The organism is Paenibacillus sp. J5 (genome assembly GCF_054955055.1).
On record NZ_JBUEDD010000013.1, the window covers coordinates 27,804 to 42,195 of the forward strand.

Consider the following 14,392-nt stretch of genomic DNA (forward strand, 5'->3'; position numbering starts at 1 on the left):
TAACCAATACAAGTCATGGTGACCCTCGCCTGCTTACTCTTTGCTTTCAGCGCAGTCCCTCGCAGGGCCTAGTCAGGCCAAGCCGAAGCCTCTGACCTTCAGAGGCTCGCAAATCAGCGAATTCTATGACGATGGAAGCTGCTGCTCCAGGAAGCGCATCGCATTCCCATGGAAGAAATTCGCCACTTGTTCGGAAGAATAGTACCGGAGCAGTGCAGCCGCAAGCTGCGGGGTCTGCCCAGGATGTGCAAGGCCGTTCACATGCGTATCGATACCATCATAATCCGAACCTAGCATTAACTGACGCTCGCCGCCCAGCTCGCATATTTTCTCGATATGCGGCACAACATCCGCCAGCACGACCTCGTCGGCTTTCTTCACAAACCAAGGCACGAAGGTAACGCCAATCCGTCCATCGACTGCAATAATCGCCCGAATCTGCTCATCCGTCAGATTGCGAGGGTGATCGCACACACTGCGGGCATTGGAGTGAGAGGCAATAAACGGCCGCTCGCTCGCATCCGCCAATTCCCAGAAGCCACGATCGGTCAAGTGGGATACATCCAGCAGCATGCCCAGTTCATTGCATAGCCGCACCAGCCTTCTCCCCTTGGCTGTCAGTCCGCCCTGGCGCGGCTCCATCACCCCGTCAGCAGCCCAGTTGGCGTGGTTCCATGTTAATCCTACCGAACGAACGCCGAGCTGGAACAGCACTCTTAGCACACTGAAATCCTCCTGCAGTCCGTCTACCCCCTCCAGCGTCAGCAATGCGCCTATCTTCCCCCTGCTGCGCGCCTGCCTCAGATCAGCAGCGGTTCGCACAAGCTGCATGCCCGGATGCGACAGCACGGAACGATACATCAGATCCACACTGCGCAGCACAGGCAGCACCCCCCGCTCCATTCGTTCGGGGATATAGATGGCAAAGGCCTGCAGCCAGGCATCTGCTTCGGTTAGCCGCTCGAAGGTGACATCCAGCGTTCCGGTCGGATCATTGACAAACTGTAGATCATTCCGCCCCAGCAGCTTGCACAACACATCACAATGAAAATCAATAACAGGGTATCTATTCATGAAGCTCTCCTCCTTCATCACATCAAAAAAAACCTGTCTACATATGTAAACAGGCTTCATTTTTGCAATATGCACTGCCATAGTCAGCAGCCGCCAGTCATTATCTGGGTTCAACAATCAGCTTGATTGCCGTCCGGTCTTCTCCGTCGATCACGATGTCCGTGAATGCCGGAATACAAATTAGATCAACCCCACTCGGAGCAACAAACCCCCGGGCAATGGCCACTGCCTTAATCGCTTGATTCAATGCACCAGCCCCGATTGCCTGCAATTCAGCCGCGCCACGCTCGCGTAATACGCCAGCCAACGCACCAGCAACAGAATTTGGATTGGACTTTGCTGAAACTTTTAATACTTCCATGAAAAGTACCTCCTCGGGAATGATGAATGAATTCCACTACTTCATTTGTATTCGAGAGAGGAGGAAAAATTCCTTCTTTTTAGGCGCTATCTTTCTAACTGTTCTGAATTATGAGAAAATTCAAATGAGGTGAAACCGGCAGCATGATTTCCCCCATTTATCTGCCGGTATCAGACAATCCGATGACGACGTCTTAGCCGCGCTGTCCCTGCTCTACAGCATCAGCAGATCCTCTTCAACCCAGCGAATTTTGTGAAAGGACTTGGCGCGCCCAGTCGCATCATCCAGATCGGCAACAACAGCATGAAAATGCCAATGGCCTTCATCCGCAACGATACGCACAGGGAGCTGGGTTAGAAAACGATGCTCGATTGACTTGCGTTCCATGCCAAGCACGCCCTCACGAGAGCCGACCATCCCCACATCGGTCAAATAAGCAGTCCCCTGCGGCAAGATCGTATCATCATTAGTCTGAACATGCGTATGGGTGCCCACCACGATGGATGCTCGGCCATCCAGATACCAGCCCATTGCAATCTTCTCGGAGGTGGCCTCCGCATGAAAATCGACCAGAATATGCTTTGTTTTAGTTCTCAGCTCGTCCAATATATCATCCGCCGCGCGGAACGGACAATCAATCGGGGGCAAGAAGGTACGACCTTGCAGATTGACGATGCCCAATTCCTTGCCATTGGCACGAATTACCGTATACCCGATCCCAGGAGCAGCAGGCGAAAAATTCGCCGGACGAATGAGCCTTGGCTCGTCATCGATCCATTCGAAAATATCCCGGTTATCCCATGTATGGTTCCCCATCGTCAAACCATGAATTCCCCAGCTAAAAAAATCACGGGCAATCGCCCCTGTAATCCCTTTGCCTGCGGCTGCATTCTCCCCATTCGCGATAATAATATCGGGATTATATTTTGACTTGAGCGCCGGCAGTACCCGCTTGACCGCTTGGCGACCTACGCTTCCAACGATATCACCAATAAACAAAACCTTCACTTATTTACCTTCTTTCTCTTCAATCCTGGGATGCTAAAGAGCGGTTAGCTTCATGTCCCGCAGTAGGAAAAAGTGGCTGATTCCAGATCAGCCACTTGCATTCGCAACTATAGTTGGGAACTCAATGTTCTACCGATTCAATCTAGCGTTTTTAGCAGCAAGCGGCGGACGCTTCACCAGCCGTCTGCCGCTTCTATCTTGATGAAATGACATTGCCTGCGCACAGGATGTCAGCATGTTCACTATTTGGCGTATTCAACTGCTCGCGTCTCGCGAATGACTGTAACCTTGATGTGACCCGGATAATCCAGCTCGCCTTCGATTTTTTTGGTAATATCCCGAGCGAGTCGGAAGGCTTCCGTATCATCAATCTTTTCAGGCTGCACCATTACGCGCACCTCGCGACCTGCTTGAATCGCATAAGACTTCTCCACACCATCAAAGGACTCCGAAATTGCTTCCAGCTTCTCTAGCCGTTTGATGTACGTTTCCAGCGTTTCACGTCTTGCTCCCGGACGGGCTGCAGATAATGCATCTGCCGCACCTACGAGCATTGCAATGACAGATGTCGCTTCACAGTCGCCGTGGTGAGATGCAATGCTGTTAATGACAACCGGATGCTCCTTATACTTCTTCGCCAGCTCGACGCCAATCTCGACGTGTGAGCCCTCAACCTCATGATCCAGTGCTTTGCCGATGTCATGCATCAAGCCGGCACGTCTGGCCAGCGTGACATCCTCGCCCAGCTCAGCAGCCATCAGGCCTGTCAGATAGGCCACTTCCATGGAGTGCTTCAACACATTTTGACCGTAGCTTGTACGATATTTCAAGCGTCCAAGTATTTTGATCAGATCAGGATGAAGTCCATGCACGCCAACTTCAAAGGTAGCCTGCTCGCCATACTCACGGATGCGCTCGTCTACCTCACGGCGGGACTTGTCCACCATCTCCTCGATGCGAGCTGGATGGATGCGTCCGTCAGCAACCAGCTTCTCAAGCGACGTGCGGGCAATCTCCCTGCGGATCGGATCAAAACCGGACAAGATGACCGCTTCCGGCGTATCGTCAATAATGAGATCGATACCGGTCAATGTTTCCAGAGCACGGATATTACGTCCTTCACGGCCGATAATCCGACCCTTCATTTCCTCATTCGGCAGAGAAACGACGGATACGGTCGTCTCCGCAACATGGTCAGCAGCGCAACGCTGAATAGCCAAGGAGATAATATTTCTTGCTTTCTTATCGCCTTCCTCTTTGGCTTGCTGTTCCATTTCCTTAATCATTTGCGCTGTTTCATGACGTACCTCTTGCTCTACATTAGAGAGGATCAACTGCTTCGCATCCTCCATCGTTAGGCTGGAGATACGCTCTAACTCGGTAATTTGCTGCTTGCAAATCGAGTCAATCTGTTCCTGGGTTTCTTCGATCCGTTTCTCTTTGTTGGCAACTTGTTCTTCCTTGCGTTCCAGCGCTTCTATCTTCTTATCCAGCGACTCCTCTTTCTGCAACAGTCGTCTTTCCAAACGTTGTATTTCATTACGACGCTCACGAATGTCTTTTTCAGCTTCGGACCGGAGTTTGTGGACTTCGTCTTTTGCTTCGAGCACCGTTTCTTTCTTTTGCGCTTCCGCTTCCTTCTTCGCATTCTCAACGATTTGAACAGCGGCCTGCTCCGCGCTTGAAATCTTGGCCTCGGCAATCGACTTTCGAATAAAATAACCAATCGCAACCCCTAAGAATATCGCGCCAACAACGAGAACGATCGTGATCCAGACATCTCCCATCTTTCTCACCTCCTCGTTGCATTCACCAAGGCAACCGCGCTTGGGATGTTATTGGGTTTTCAAAGCCGGCTTTCAAACCGTTCATCGCATACATTAGGTATTGACGAAATGTTCCATTTAAATCAATTTTTGGAAGGAAAACTGATTCAAATAAGAAAGGAATACATGTTTATTTTATCTGTTGCTAAATTCAATTGTCAAGCGTTACCCCATCCTCGTCACACAGCTCCGATTCATCCGCCTCGACCGCTGCCGTCTTCAAGGCTAGCCGCACAACATCTGACGGATAGCCTTTGCGCATCAGAAACATCGTCAGCTTGCGCTTGCGATCTCGATACTCTCCTTTAATGTAGGGCCATTTGCGCTCAGCAGCGCGCAGCGCCGCCGCCAGCTCCGTCTCCTCATCCAGTTCTGATGTGGCCTGCTCTGCAGCCTGCTTGGACACTCCCCGCTGCTGCAGCTCCTGACGGATCGCCAGCCTCCCCTTGGCATGATTGCGCAGTCGCTGGCTAGCATACATGCGGGCGTACTCCCTGTCGTCGATGATGTGCTCTTGCTCCAGCCGGTCAGCCACCTGCTCAATCAGCTCAGCATCCAGCTCCTTGCGCTTCAGGTATCGCTCGATCTCCTTCCGAGTACGCGGCTTAACCCCAAGATAAGCGATTGCCATCGCATAGGCCGTCTGCCTGCTGTCTGTGCGGATAATGTCCTCAAGCTCCGCCTGAGTGACCTCCACTCCCTTGAGCAGCTTATATTGCACCAGAATATCCTCATGCACCGAGAGCAATGGCTCCTCCCTGCCGGCCGTGTAGAGCAGATAGCGCCCTTTGCGCTGTTTGTCCCTCCGCACGCTGACAATGAGATAGAGCGGCTGCTCACCTTCCCCGTCCTGTCTCATACTGCCTCATCCCTTTCCTTAGCTCTAACGCGGAAAAAGCACCTTGCTCCGCAGGTGCTTTCCCAGCCTAACGCATGCAATGCCACAGGGCACAATGCGCATATGATGCTATATCCTATTCAAATGCCAGATCTTCCTCGTCCTCATCCTCCGTATTGCCTCCCAGCTTGTCTGCTGGAACCGCCGCGGCAGCTAGGCTGCTCGCATTCCGAACCTCACGCTCGATCGTCGCCGCTACTTCAGGATGATCCTTCAAATATTGCTTCGCATTCTCGCGTCCTTGCCCAAGGCGCTCGCCACTGTAGGAAAACCATGCGCCGCTCTTCTGGACAATATCCATCTCGGTGCCAATATCGATGAGGCTGCCTTCGCGCGAGATGCCCTCGCCATACATAATGTCGATCTCCGCTTGCTTGAATGGAGGCGCCACCTTGTTCTTGACGACCTTAATCCGGGTACGGTTACCGACCATGTCATTCCCTTGCTTCAGCGTCTCTATGCGGCGCACATCCAGCCGGACGCTGGAGTAGAACTTCAAGGCCCGTCCGCCCGGCGTTGTCTCCGGATTACCGAACATCACGCCGACCTTCTCCCGCAACTGGTTAATGAAGATCGCAATCGTCTTCGACTTGTTGATTGCGCCGGACAGCTTGCGCAGCGCCTGCGACATCAAGCGAGCCTGCAAGCCTACATGGGAATCCCCCATCTCACCCTCAATCTCCGCTTTCGGTACGAGCGCCGCTACGGAGTCAATAACGATAATATCAACTGCGCCGCTGCGTACCAGCGCCTCGGCGATCTCAAGCGCCTGTTCTCCGGTGTCTGGCTGCGATAGCAGCAGTTCGTCAATGTTAATGCCCAGCTTGCTCGCATAGAGCGGATCAAGGGCGTGCTCGGCATCGATAAAGGCAGCCTGTCCGCCAATACGCTGAACCTCAGCAATCGCATGCAAAGCCACCGTTGTCTTACCGGAGGACTCCGGTCCGTACACTTCGATAATTCGGCCGCGAGGATACCCGCCGATTCCAAGTGCAATATCAAGAGCAAGCGAACCGCTAGGGACGGTCTCCACTTGCATGCCTGCATTCTCACCGAGCTTCATAATGGAGCCTTTACCGAATTGTTTCTCTATCTGGCGTAATGCCATCTCAAGCGCTGCGCGACGATCTGACAAGCAACTCACATCCTTCACTGTTTATAATTTAATTTTACCTTGTTTGCGTCCCTTTGCCAAGCTTTTTTTCGAACATACATTCGTTTTTTTTGTGGCGGGCATGAATTCGCCGCAGCAGACGGCAACGAAAAGAACCACAGCTAAGGCGCTTGCGCCATTCACTGCGGTTCTTCCGCAAAAGCAATCTCTATGTTCTCATTGCCACAGGCTGCATGGCGCCAGAGGCTCTGAGCCTAGCCGCTGATAGCAGCCAATAAGCTGTTGCTATGCTGCCACCTAGCATGTCTTCTGACGTCTACGGCTGGCGGGTTGAGCGCCCAGCCTCCACGATCAGCTCCACGACAAGCCTAGCCGTCTTCGCCAGATCCTCTGCCTTGATCTGTTCCTTCGTCGTATGGATATGCTCATAGCCTACAGCCAGATTCACTGTCGGCACGCCAAAGCCATTGAAAATGTTGGCGTCGCTGCCGCCGCCAGAAGGGAATAGCCGCGGAGTCTCTCCAATTTGCGCAATCGCTTTTTTCGCCAGCTCAACAACCTCGTCGCCATCTGAGAAGCTGAACGCCGGATAGATGATCTCGCTCTCGAACACTGATTGTGCGCCATAGTCGCTCGCAGCGCTCTCCAGCGCCTGCTTCATCGATTCGATCTGCTTATCGAGCTTTTCCTGTACGATGCTGCGCGCCTCTGCATCCAGGCGAACATGATCACAGACAATATTCGTTGCCCCGCCGCCTTCGAACCGTCCGATATTGGCCGTCGTCTCCTTGTCGATTCTGCCGAGCGACATGCGCGAGATAGCTTTGGCGGCTACCTGGATGGCACTGATCCCATCCTCGGGATTCACTCCGGCATGAGCGGACTTCCCGATAACCTGCATCGTAATTTTGGCCTGAGTTGGCGCTGCGACTGCTATATCCCCAATCTTGCCGTTCGAATCGAGCGCATAGCCATACACAGCCTCCAGTTTCTGAGGGTCGAGCGCCCGGGCGCCGTTCAGACCGGCCTCCTCGCCCACGGTAATGATGAACTGCACCGGCCCATGCGTCAGCTTCTGCTCCTGAATGACCCGGATCGCCTCCAGCATAGCGGCAATGCCAGCCTTGTCGTCGCTGCCCAGAATCGTCGTGCCATCGCTGCGGATATAGCCGTCATCATCAAGCTGCGGCTTGATGCCCCGCCCTGGAGTTACGGTGTCCATATGGGAAGTGAAGAAAATGGTCGGCGCTGCGTCTGCGCCACTCGCTTCCAGCTTGATAATGAGATTGCCTGCCCCATGTCCTGTTACCTTCGTCGTATCATCTTCCTCCACCTGCAAGCCCAGGCTGCTGAACTTCTCCTTCAGCACCCGGCATATCTCCTGCTCATGAAGCGTCTCGCTATCGACGCGGACAAGCTCCATAAACTCCTCCACCAAACGTGATTGTGAAATCATTCGACTTTCCTCCATCCACCTGCATCGTATACAATAGTATTCGACGCCTTTATTTTAACCGAAAGGAGACCGCAGCAATGCAAAACAACAAATGGGTGAAAATCGTGGTCTACCTGATCATTGCCTCCATGCTGCTATCTACACTTGTCATGAGTCTTGGCTTAATCTTCTACTAGGCTCGCAGCGACCGCTTGCAGGCAGTCATTTGCCAGGCAAGCACCGTTCTTATGTTCGATGCACGGTGTGGACAAGCTCCGCTGGCTCGAATCCAAAATGGCGGCAAAAGTGGGGCAGCAGCTCCGCAGCCGCCTGCTCCAGCGGCATAGGCTGACCTGTCAAATCTGCGAACGAGGTCACTCCATAGGTCTGTATACCGCAAGGGACGATGCCGCGGAAGCCCTCTGCGGCGATCCCGGCTTTCAGGTTTAACGCAAACCCATGGCTTGCCACAAAGCCGCGGCGATGACGGCACTTGTTGAATTTGATGCCGATGGCGGCGATCTTCTGATCTCCTACCCATACGCCGGTATATTCTGGCTTGCGCCCGCCCTGCACACCATAGCCGCCCAGCCAGTCAATCAGCACCTGCTCCAGTGTGCGCAGGTAGCCGTGCAGGTCAAGACCTGCAGCATCAAGGTACAGCAAGGGGTAACCAACGAGCTGACCGGGACCATGATATGTAATATCGCCGCCTCTGTCGATTTTATACAGAGCGATGCCCTGCCGCTTCAGCTCCTCCTCGCTTAAGAGCAGATGCTCGGGATGCTGCTGCGAGCCAATCGTATACGTCGGCGGGTGCTCCAGCAGCAGCAGCGTCTCCTTGCGCTGCCCGTTATCAATCTCCTTGACCATCGCCTTTTGTAGCTCCCAGGCCTCGCCATAATCGACCGTTGCCATATATCGCGCATCGAGCGCCCGTTCGCTATCCACCTCATTCTCCCGCCCTTCGTGTTGATTACCACGCATCTAGTACAGCTTCGTCTCCGAATTATAGCTCTCCAGATTATCCTTCACACGCTGGAGGAAACGGCCGCAGATGACTCCATCCAAAATGCGATGATCCAGCGAGAGACAAATATTAGCCATCGAACGCACCGCGATCATATCATCAATAACGACCGGACGCTTCACAATCGACTCAAACGTTACAATCGCTGCCTGCGGATAATTAATGATCGGATAAGACAGAATGGAACCAAAGGAGCCGGTATTGTTGACGGTAAAGGTGCCTCCCTGCATGTCGCTCAGCGTCAGCTTGCCTTCTCTCGTTTTACGTGCCAGCTCATCAATTTCCCGCGCGAGGCCGGCAATATTTTTCTGGTCGGCGTTTTTGATGACTGGGGTGAGCACAGAATCCTCAGTACCAACGGCCAGCGAGATATTGATGTCGCGCTTGACGATAATTTTATCGACCGCCCAGACCGAATTCATAATCGGGAAATCCTTGATTGCATTCACGACAGCCTTCATCAAAAAGGCCAGATAGGTCAGGTTGACTCCTTCACGCTTCAGGAACTCCTCCTTCAGCTTGTTGCGCAGCACGACAATGTTCGTGACGTCCACCTCAATCATCGTCCACGCGTGAGGAATCTCTGACACACTTTGGCGCATATTACGCGCAATACTATTGCGAATCGGCGTCACATCGATGAAATATTCGCCCCGCCCCGGTATCGAATGCTCAATCTCGATATGCGGAATTTTGGGCGTCTCCGCCAGGTGAAGGCCACTTGTGCGCACGGCAAGTCTCGGATCAGGTCCCGTTGAAGGTGTCTGCTGTGCTAAACCTGCGTCTTTTTTGCCCGAAGCTACATAAGCGAGCACATCCTTGCGGGTGATTCGCCCCCCAAGTCCGGTGCCCTCCACCTGATTCAGATCAATCCGATGCTCCGCAGCGAGCTGCTGCACAGCCGGAGAGAATCTTCCCCGCATGCTGCGATCCTCAGATGAAGCAGCTTCACTGACACTAGCTTGCTCCGCGCCACTGTCTTGTAGACCATTCCCGGCCGTGTCCGAGCCATCATCTGCGTTCGTCGATTCAATTAGACAGATGGGTGTTCCCACATCCACCTTTTCCCCATTGCCGACCAATATTTTGACGAGCGTCCCGGAGACGGTAGATGGAAGCTCGGCGTTCACCTTATCCGTCAGCAAATCACAGATCGGCTCATACATGTCCACCTGATCGCCAGGCTGCTTCAACCACCGATTTATAGTTGCCGAGACGAGCGACTCCGCCAATTGCGGCATAATAATTTCAACGATTTTACTCAAAACCCTTCATCCCCTAACCCTCAGCTAAACGATCGCATGGCCCTGGTTCGGCACCTCCTGCCCGTCTGAACGGAGAGGAGCAATAGCATGCCGTGAAGTCCCAGCTTGCGCCATGATCGGTGACCCTGGCAAGCAGCAGACTTCAGCAAGGGGGATGCGCCGCTCTGCTTGATTAATACAAAGCCAAATTGCGCATGGCCTCTTTTGCCTTTGCCTTGTTCAACATAAAAAACTTCTCGCTAGGCGGGTTGATCGGCATAGCCGGCACATCCGGGCCGCACAGCCTCGCAATCGGTGCATCCAGCTCATAGAGCAGCTCTTCAGCTATAATTGCCGCTACCTCCGCGCCGATGCCACCCGTCTTGTTATCCTCATGTACAATCAACACCTTGCCTGTCTTGCGCACTGCCTCGCGAATCGCATCCGTATCCAGCGGCTGCAGCGTGCGCAGATCGAGCACATGAGCCCGGATGCCTTCCTCCTGCTCCAGCTCCGCTGCCGCCTCCATCACATAATGCAGCGGCAGGCTGTAGCCGATTACCGTAATGTCTTCACCCTCACGCAGCACATTAGCCTTGCCGATCGGTACAATATAGTCATCCTCGGGCACCTCGCCGGTAACGAGCTTGTAGCATTTCTTATGCTCGAAGAACAGAACCGGGTCAGGATCGCGAACAGCAGCCTTCAGCAGCCCCTTGGCGTCGTAAGCTGAATACGGTGCAACGATCTTCAAGCCGGGAGTGCCAAAGAAGACCGATTCGGTGCACTGAGAGTGATAGAGGCCGCCGAAGATGCCGCCGCCGATCGGAGCGCGAATCACTAGCGGACAGGACCAGTCGTTGTTGGAGCGATAACGGATTTTGGCCGCCTCGCTAATGATCTGGTTGGTAGCAGGGAACATGAAATCCGAATACTGCATCTCGGCAATCGGCTTCATGCCGTACATTGCAGCGCCGATCGCTACACCGGCGATCGCCGATTCCGCAAGCGGCGTATCCAGCACCCGCTGCTCTCCGAACTGCTCCATCAGCCCCTTGGTCGTGGTGAAGACGCCACCTTTGCGACCTACGTCCTCCCCGAGTACAAATACATCCTCATCCCGCTCCATCTCTTCCTTCATCGCCAGCCGGATTGCATCAATATATTCCATGACAGCCATCGCTTAAAGTCCCCTTTCACCATCCGAGTCGGCATATACATGGCGCAGCGTATCCTCAGGAGCCGGGAATGGCGCCTTGTCACCATAGCTTGTCGCATCATCCAGTTGTTCACGAAGCTGCTTGCGCAGCCCCTCATCCTGCTCCTCGCTCCAGATGCCGCAATCCATCAGATATTGCTTGAAATGCGGTAGACCATCCCGTCCCCGGTACGTGTCAACCTCCTCCTTCGTCCGGTATGCCAGATCGTTATCAGAGGTGGAGTGCGGCGACAAGCGATACGTCAGCGCATCAATCAAGGTCGGCCCTTCGCCATTAACTGCCCGTTCGCGCGCTTCCTTAACGACACGATAGACCTCCAGCACATCGTTACCGTCAACCTCTACGCCTGGAAATCCATAACCAAGAGCACGATCGCTGATCTTGCCGGCGCTCTGCTGGCTGAATGGGGTAGAGATCGCATATCGGTTGTTCTCACACATAAAAATTACCGGCAGCTTGTGTACACCCGCGAAGTTGCACCCTTCATGAAAATCGCCCTGGTTGCTCGATCCATCCCCGAATGTCACGAAGGACACAAAGGATTGTTTCTTCATCTTCGCAGCAAGTGCGAAACCAACGGCATGCGGAACCTGTGTCGTCACCGGGCTGGAGCCCGTAACAATACGCAGCCGCTTGCTGCCAAAATGACCTGGCATCTGGCGACCACCGCTATTGGGATCCTCCGCCTTGGCAAATACAGATAGCATTAATTCCCGCAGCGTCATACCTACGGATAACACGAACCCGTAGTCACGGTAATAGGGCAGGAAATAATCCTGCGCACGATCGAGAGCGAAGGCGGCAGCCACCTGCGTCGCCTCTTGTCCGATACCCGATACGTGAAAGTTGATTTTGCCAGCTCGCTGAAGCAGCATACAGCGCTCGTCAAATGCCCTTGCTGTCTGCATCATCGTATACATCTCTATAACCTGCTCATCGCTAAGTCCAAGCTCATGATGCCTGAAGGTTTGGCCTACCGATCCGGAATATGTCATGGAGCAGCCTCCTAACCGATTAGTGAAGCACAGCCGTGCTTCAAGATTTGTCCCAAATACAGGTGTTATAACCTGGTACTAAGACTTGGTTAAACCAATTATAACGTGTTTCCGTGAAAAAAGAAACAGCACCCCTGCGGACAGCAAACGGCTCCTAGATGACAAATGATTCTCCATCTACCGCCAAGGCGGCTTCACTAAGCGCCTCCGACAAGGTCGGATGCGGATGAATGGTCTGTCCAATCTCCCACGGCGTTGCCTCAAGCACCTTGGCAAGCGCAGCCTCCGCGATGAGATCCGTTGCATGCGGTCCAATCATATGTACCCCCAGCACATCCTTCGTCTGGCTATCGGCAATTACCTTCACAAAGCCTTCCTGCTCGCCAAGCACCCTCGCTTTGCCGAGTGCAGAGAACGGAATTTTACCGATACGCACGTTTCGTCCTTGCTGGCGCGCTTCATGCTCCGTCCAGCCGACAGACGCGATCTCAGGCCGGGAATAGACGCAACGTGGCACCAGCGTCGCAGAGAGCGCCGCAGGCTTCAGGCCACAGGCGTGCTCAGCCGCAATAATCCCTTCATGAGCTGCCACATGTGCCAACTGAAGGCCGCCGATGACATCACCGATCGCATAAATATGCGGTTCCGTCGTTTGCAGCATGGCGTTCACCTTGATAAATCCTCCGTTAAGCTGCACATCGGTGTTTTCAAGACCGATCTGGTCGGCATTTGCTTCTCTGCCTACAGACACGAGCAGCTTGTCCGCCTCCAGCAATACCGCGCCATCTGAAGTATCCGCACTAATGGACAATTTGCCTTCTTCGGTATATTGTCGGGACGAGGCGTCGAGCTTGACACCCGTCAAGATGCGCACACCGCGCTTGCGCAGCAATCGCTCCAGTTCAGTAGAAATATCCGCGTCCTCCCCTGGCAGAAGGCGAGCTGCCGCTTCAACCATCGTCACCTCGACGCCGAAATCATTCATCATGGAGGCCCACTCCACTCCAATTACTCCGCCGCCGACAATGAGCAGCGTCCCCGGAAGCTCCTCCAGCTCCAGTGCCTCGTCACTGGACAGAATCGCACGCCCATCCGGTTCCAGGCCAGGTAGATGACGCGTTCTTGAGCCCGTAGCAATGATCAGATTTGTAGACACTACCGTCTCCATCTCTCCATTCTCCAGCTCCACCGCTACCGCGCCGCTTCGCGGAGAGAAAATGGAGGGGCCGATAATTCTCCCCTTACCCTGAACAACCTCGATCCCATGCTTGCGCATCAGGTACTGCAAGCCTGAATACAGCCCGTCTACGGTCTGCCGCTTCCGCTGCTGCACCGTCTCGTATCGAAGCACCACCTCACTTGTGCTCACGCCATACTGATCCGCTTTCTTTACCGTGTGGTACACCTCCGCGCTGCGCAGCAGTGCCTTGCTTGGTATACAGCCACGGTGGAGGCAGGTGCCTCCAAGCTGGCCCATTTCAATGATCGCCACCTTCTTCCCAAGCTGTGACGCCCGAATGGCAGCCGTGTATCCTCCTGGCCCGCCGCCCAATACGGCCATATCTACTTCAATCGTCATCCGATTACCTCCAATTGATGTCCCTAAGTCCTCTGTCTATTGTAACTGTTTTTGCTCCCTAGCGTAAACCGCACCTTCATCACCACCAAGCCCCTCCATAGACAAACAGCCGCGGGACAGGTTATCATTGTAATTAATTATGCATCAATGCAAGTGGTTGGAGGAAGAACGTAGATGAAAATAATAATCGCACGGTTTATAGCCGTCCTGCTGCTCGTTATTCCTGGAGCAGCGGCTACCTTTGGTTTTCTGAAAATGAAAGATGCCGTTTTTGCATACTTTTCCGGCTTTGGCGACGAGAGCAATGCTGTTATGCCTGCCTTTGCATGGGGATCATTCGTAATTGGACTCGTATTGTTTCTTGCCGGTGTTGGCTTTATCGGAGGATGGATCTTCTTCCGTGACCGCAAACACAACTATGTAGCCCCTCGCTTTCGCAAAAAGAAGCCTCGTCCGCCGAGGCAGCATCAGTCCTAAATGACACTTGCCATGGAGGGCATCTACTGGTCATTCCTGCGGAACGCTCCCTTATTGCCCCTTTACATTTGAAAAAACACCGCTTGTTTATCAGCTCCTAAGGGAACCCATAAACAAGCGGTATTTTCAGT

14 protein-coding genes are annotated in these 14,392 nt (G+C 53.6%); 2 read left to right on the forward strand and 12 right to left on the reverse strand.

The genetic code is table 11. From position 1 onward, the window contains the following. Positions 1 to 123: 123 nt before the first annotated feature. The 7 genes from ACY1JZ_RS21565 to ACY1JZ_RS21595 form a co-directional block, all read right to left on the reverse strand. The gene (locus ACY1JZ_RS21565; RefSeq protein WP_462630888.1) at positions 124 to 1,074 is read right to left on the reverse strand and encodes a dipeptidase; all 951 of its coding nucleotides are present in this window, start codon (positions 1,072 to 1,074) and stop codon (positions 124 to 126) included. Between the two features lie 100 nt (positions 1,075 to 1,174). After that, positions 1,175 to 1,435 carry a stage V sporulation protein S gene (locus tag ACY1JZ_RS21570; protein ID WP_006286829.1) on the reverse strand — a complete coding sequence of 87 codons (261 nt, stop codon included), beginning with the start codon at positions 1,433 to 1,435 and terminating at the stop codon, positions 1,175 to 1,177. Positions 1,436 to 1,648: 213 nt separating this feature from the next. Continuing rightward, positions 1,649 to 2,443 (reverse strand): TIGR00282 family metallophosphoesterase, encoded by a 795-nt coding sequence (locus ACY1JZ_RS21575; protein ID WP_270170498.1) that lies wholly within the window; start codon positions 2,441 to 2,443, stop codon positions 1,649 to 1,651. Positions 2,444 to 2,685: 242 nt separating this feature from the next. After that, positions 2,686 to 4,230, reverse strand: a complete 1,545-nt coding sequence (gene rny / locus ACY1JZ_RS21580) for a ribonuclease Y (protein ID WP_270170497.1) — start codon at positions 4,228 to 4,230, stop codon at positions 2,686 to 2,688. A 190-nt stretch (positions 4,231 to 4,420) separates the two neighbouring features. Continuing rightward, on the reverse strand, positions 4,421 to 5,128 hold the full coding sequence (locus ACY1JZ_RS21585) for a RecX family transcriptional regulator (protein ID WP_462630889.1): 708 nt from the start codon (positions 5,126 to 5,128) through the stop codon (positions 4,421 to 4,423). A 115-nt stretch (positions 5,129 to 5,243) separates the two neighbouring features. Beyond that, entirely contained in the window at positions 5,244 to 6,302 is a 1,059-nt protein-coding gene (gene recA / locus ACY1JZ_RS21590; protein ID WP_270170493.1) for a recombinase RecA, read from the reverse strand. 295 nt (positions 6,303 to 6,597) lie between these two features. Continuing rightward, positions 6,598 to 7,737, reverse strand: coding sequence for a M20/M25/M40 family metallo-hydrolase (locus ACY1JZ_RS21595; RefSeq protein WP_270170491.1), 1,140 nt, complete (start codon positions 7,735 to 7,737; stop codon positions 6,598 to 6,600). A gap of 77 nt (positions 7,738 to 7,814) precedes the next feature. Here ACY1JZ_RS21595 and prli42 point away from each other — a divergent pair, with 77 nt between their 5' ends. Then, positions 7,815 to 7,913 (forward strand): stressosome-associated protein Prli42, encoded by a 99-nt coding sequence (prli42, locus tag ACY1JZ_RS21600; RefSeq protein WP_270170489.1) that lies wholly within the window; start codon positions 7,815 to 7,817, stop codon positions 7,911 to 7,913. A 49-nt stretch (positions 7,914 to 7,962) separates the two neighbouring features. Here prli42 and lipB read toward each other — a convergent pair whose 3' ends face one another. From lipB to lpdA, 5 genes are all read right to left on the reverse strand, one after another. After that, complete coding sequence (lipB, locus tag ACY1JZ_RS21605; RefSeq protein WP_442954879.1) at positions 7,963 to 8,703, reverse strand: lipoyl(octanoyl) transferase LipB; 741 nt, start codon at positions 8,701 to 8,703, stop codon at positions 7,963 to 7,965. Then, positions 8,704 to 9,987, reverse strand: coding sequence for a dihydrolipoamide acetyltransferase family protein (locus ACY1JZ_RS21610; protein ID WP_462631005.1), 1,284 nt, complete (start codon positions 9,985 to 9,987; stop codon positions 8,704 to 8,706). It abuts the gene before it with no gap. Between the two features lie 196 nt (positions 9,988 to 10,183). After that, the gene (locus ACY1JZ_RS21615) at positions 10,184 to 11,170 is read right to left on the reverse strand and encodes an alpha-ketoacid dehydrogenase subunit beta (protein WP_462630890.1); all 987 of its coding nucleotides are present in this window, start codon (positions 11,168 to 11,170) and stop codon (positions 10,184 to 10,186) included. A gap of 3 nt (positions 11,171 to 11,173) precedes the next feature. Beyond that, on the reverse strand, positions 11,174 to 12,205 hold the full coding sequence (locus ACY1JZ_RS21620; protein ID WP_462630891.1) for a thiamine pyrophosphate-dependent dehydrogenase E1 component subunit alpha: 1,032 nt from the start codon (positions 12,203 to 12,205) through the stop codon (positions 11,174 to 11,176). A gap of 154 nt (positions 12,206 to 12,359) precedes the next feature. After that, complete coding sequence (lpdA, locus tag ACY1JZ_RS21625) at positions 12,360 to 13,784, reverse strand: dihydrolipoyl dehydrogenase (protein ID WP_462630892.1); 1,425 nt, start codon at positions 13,782 to 13,784, stop codon at positions 12,360 to 12,362. Between the two features lie 174 nt (positions 13,785 to 13,958). On the opposite strand from lpdA, the gene ACY1JZ_RS21630 reads away from it, so the two are divergent. Beyond that, on the forward strand, positions 13,959 to 14,261 hold the full coding sequence (locus ACY1JZ_RS21630; RefSeq protein ID WP_270170482.1) for a DUF2627 domain-containing protein: 303 nt from the start codon (positions 13,959 to 13,961) through the stop codon (positions 14,259 to 14,261). Positions 14,262 to 14,392 lie beyond the last annotated feature (131 nt).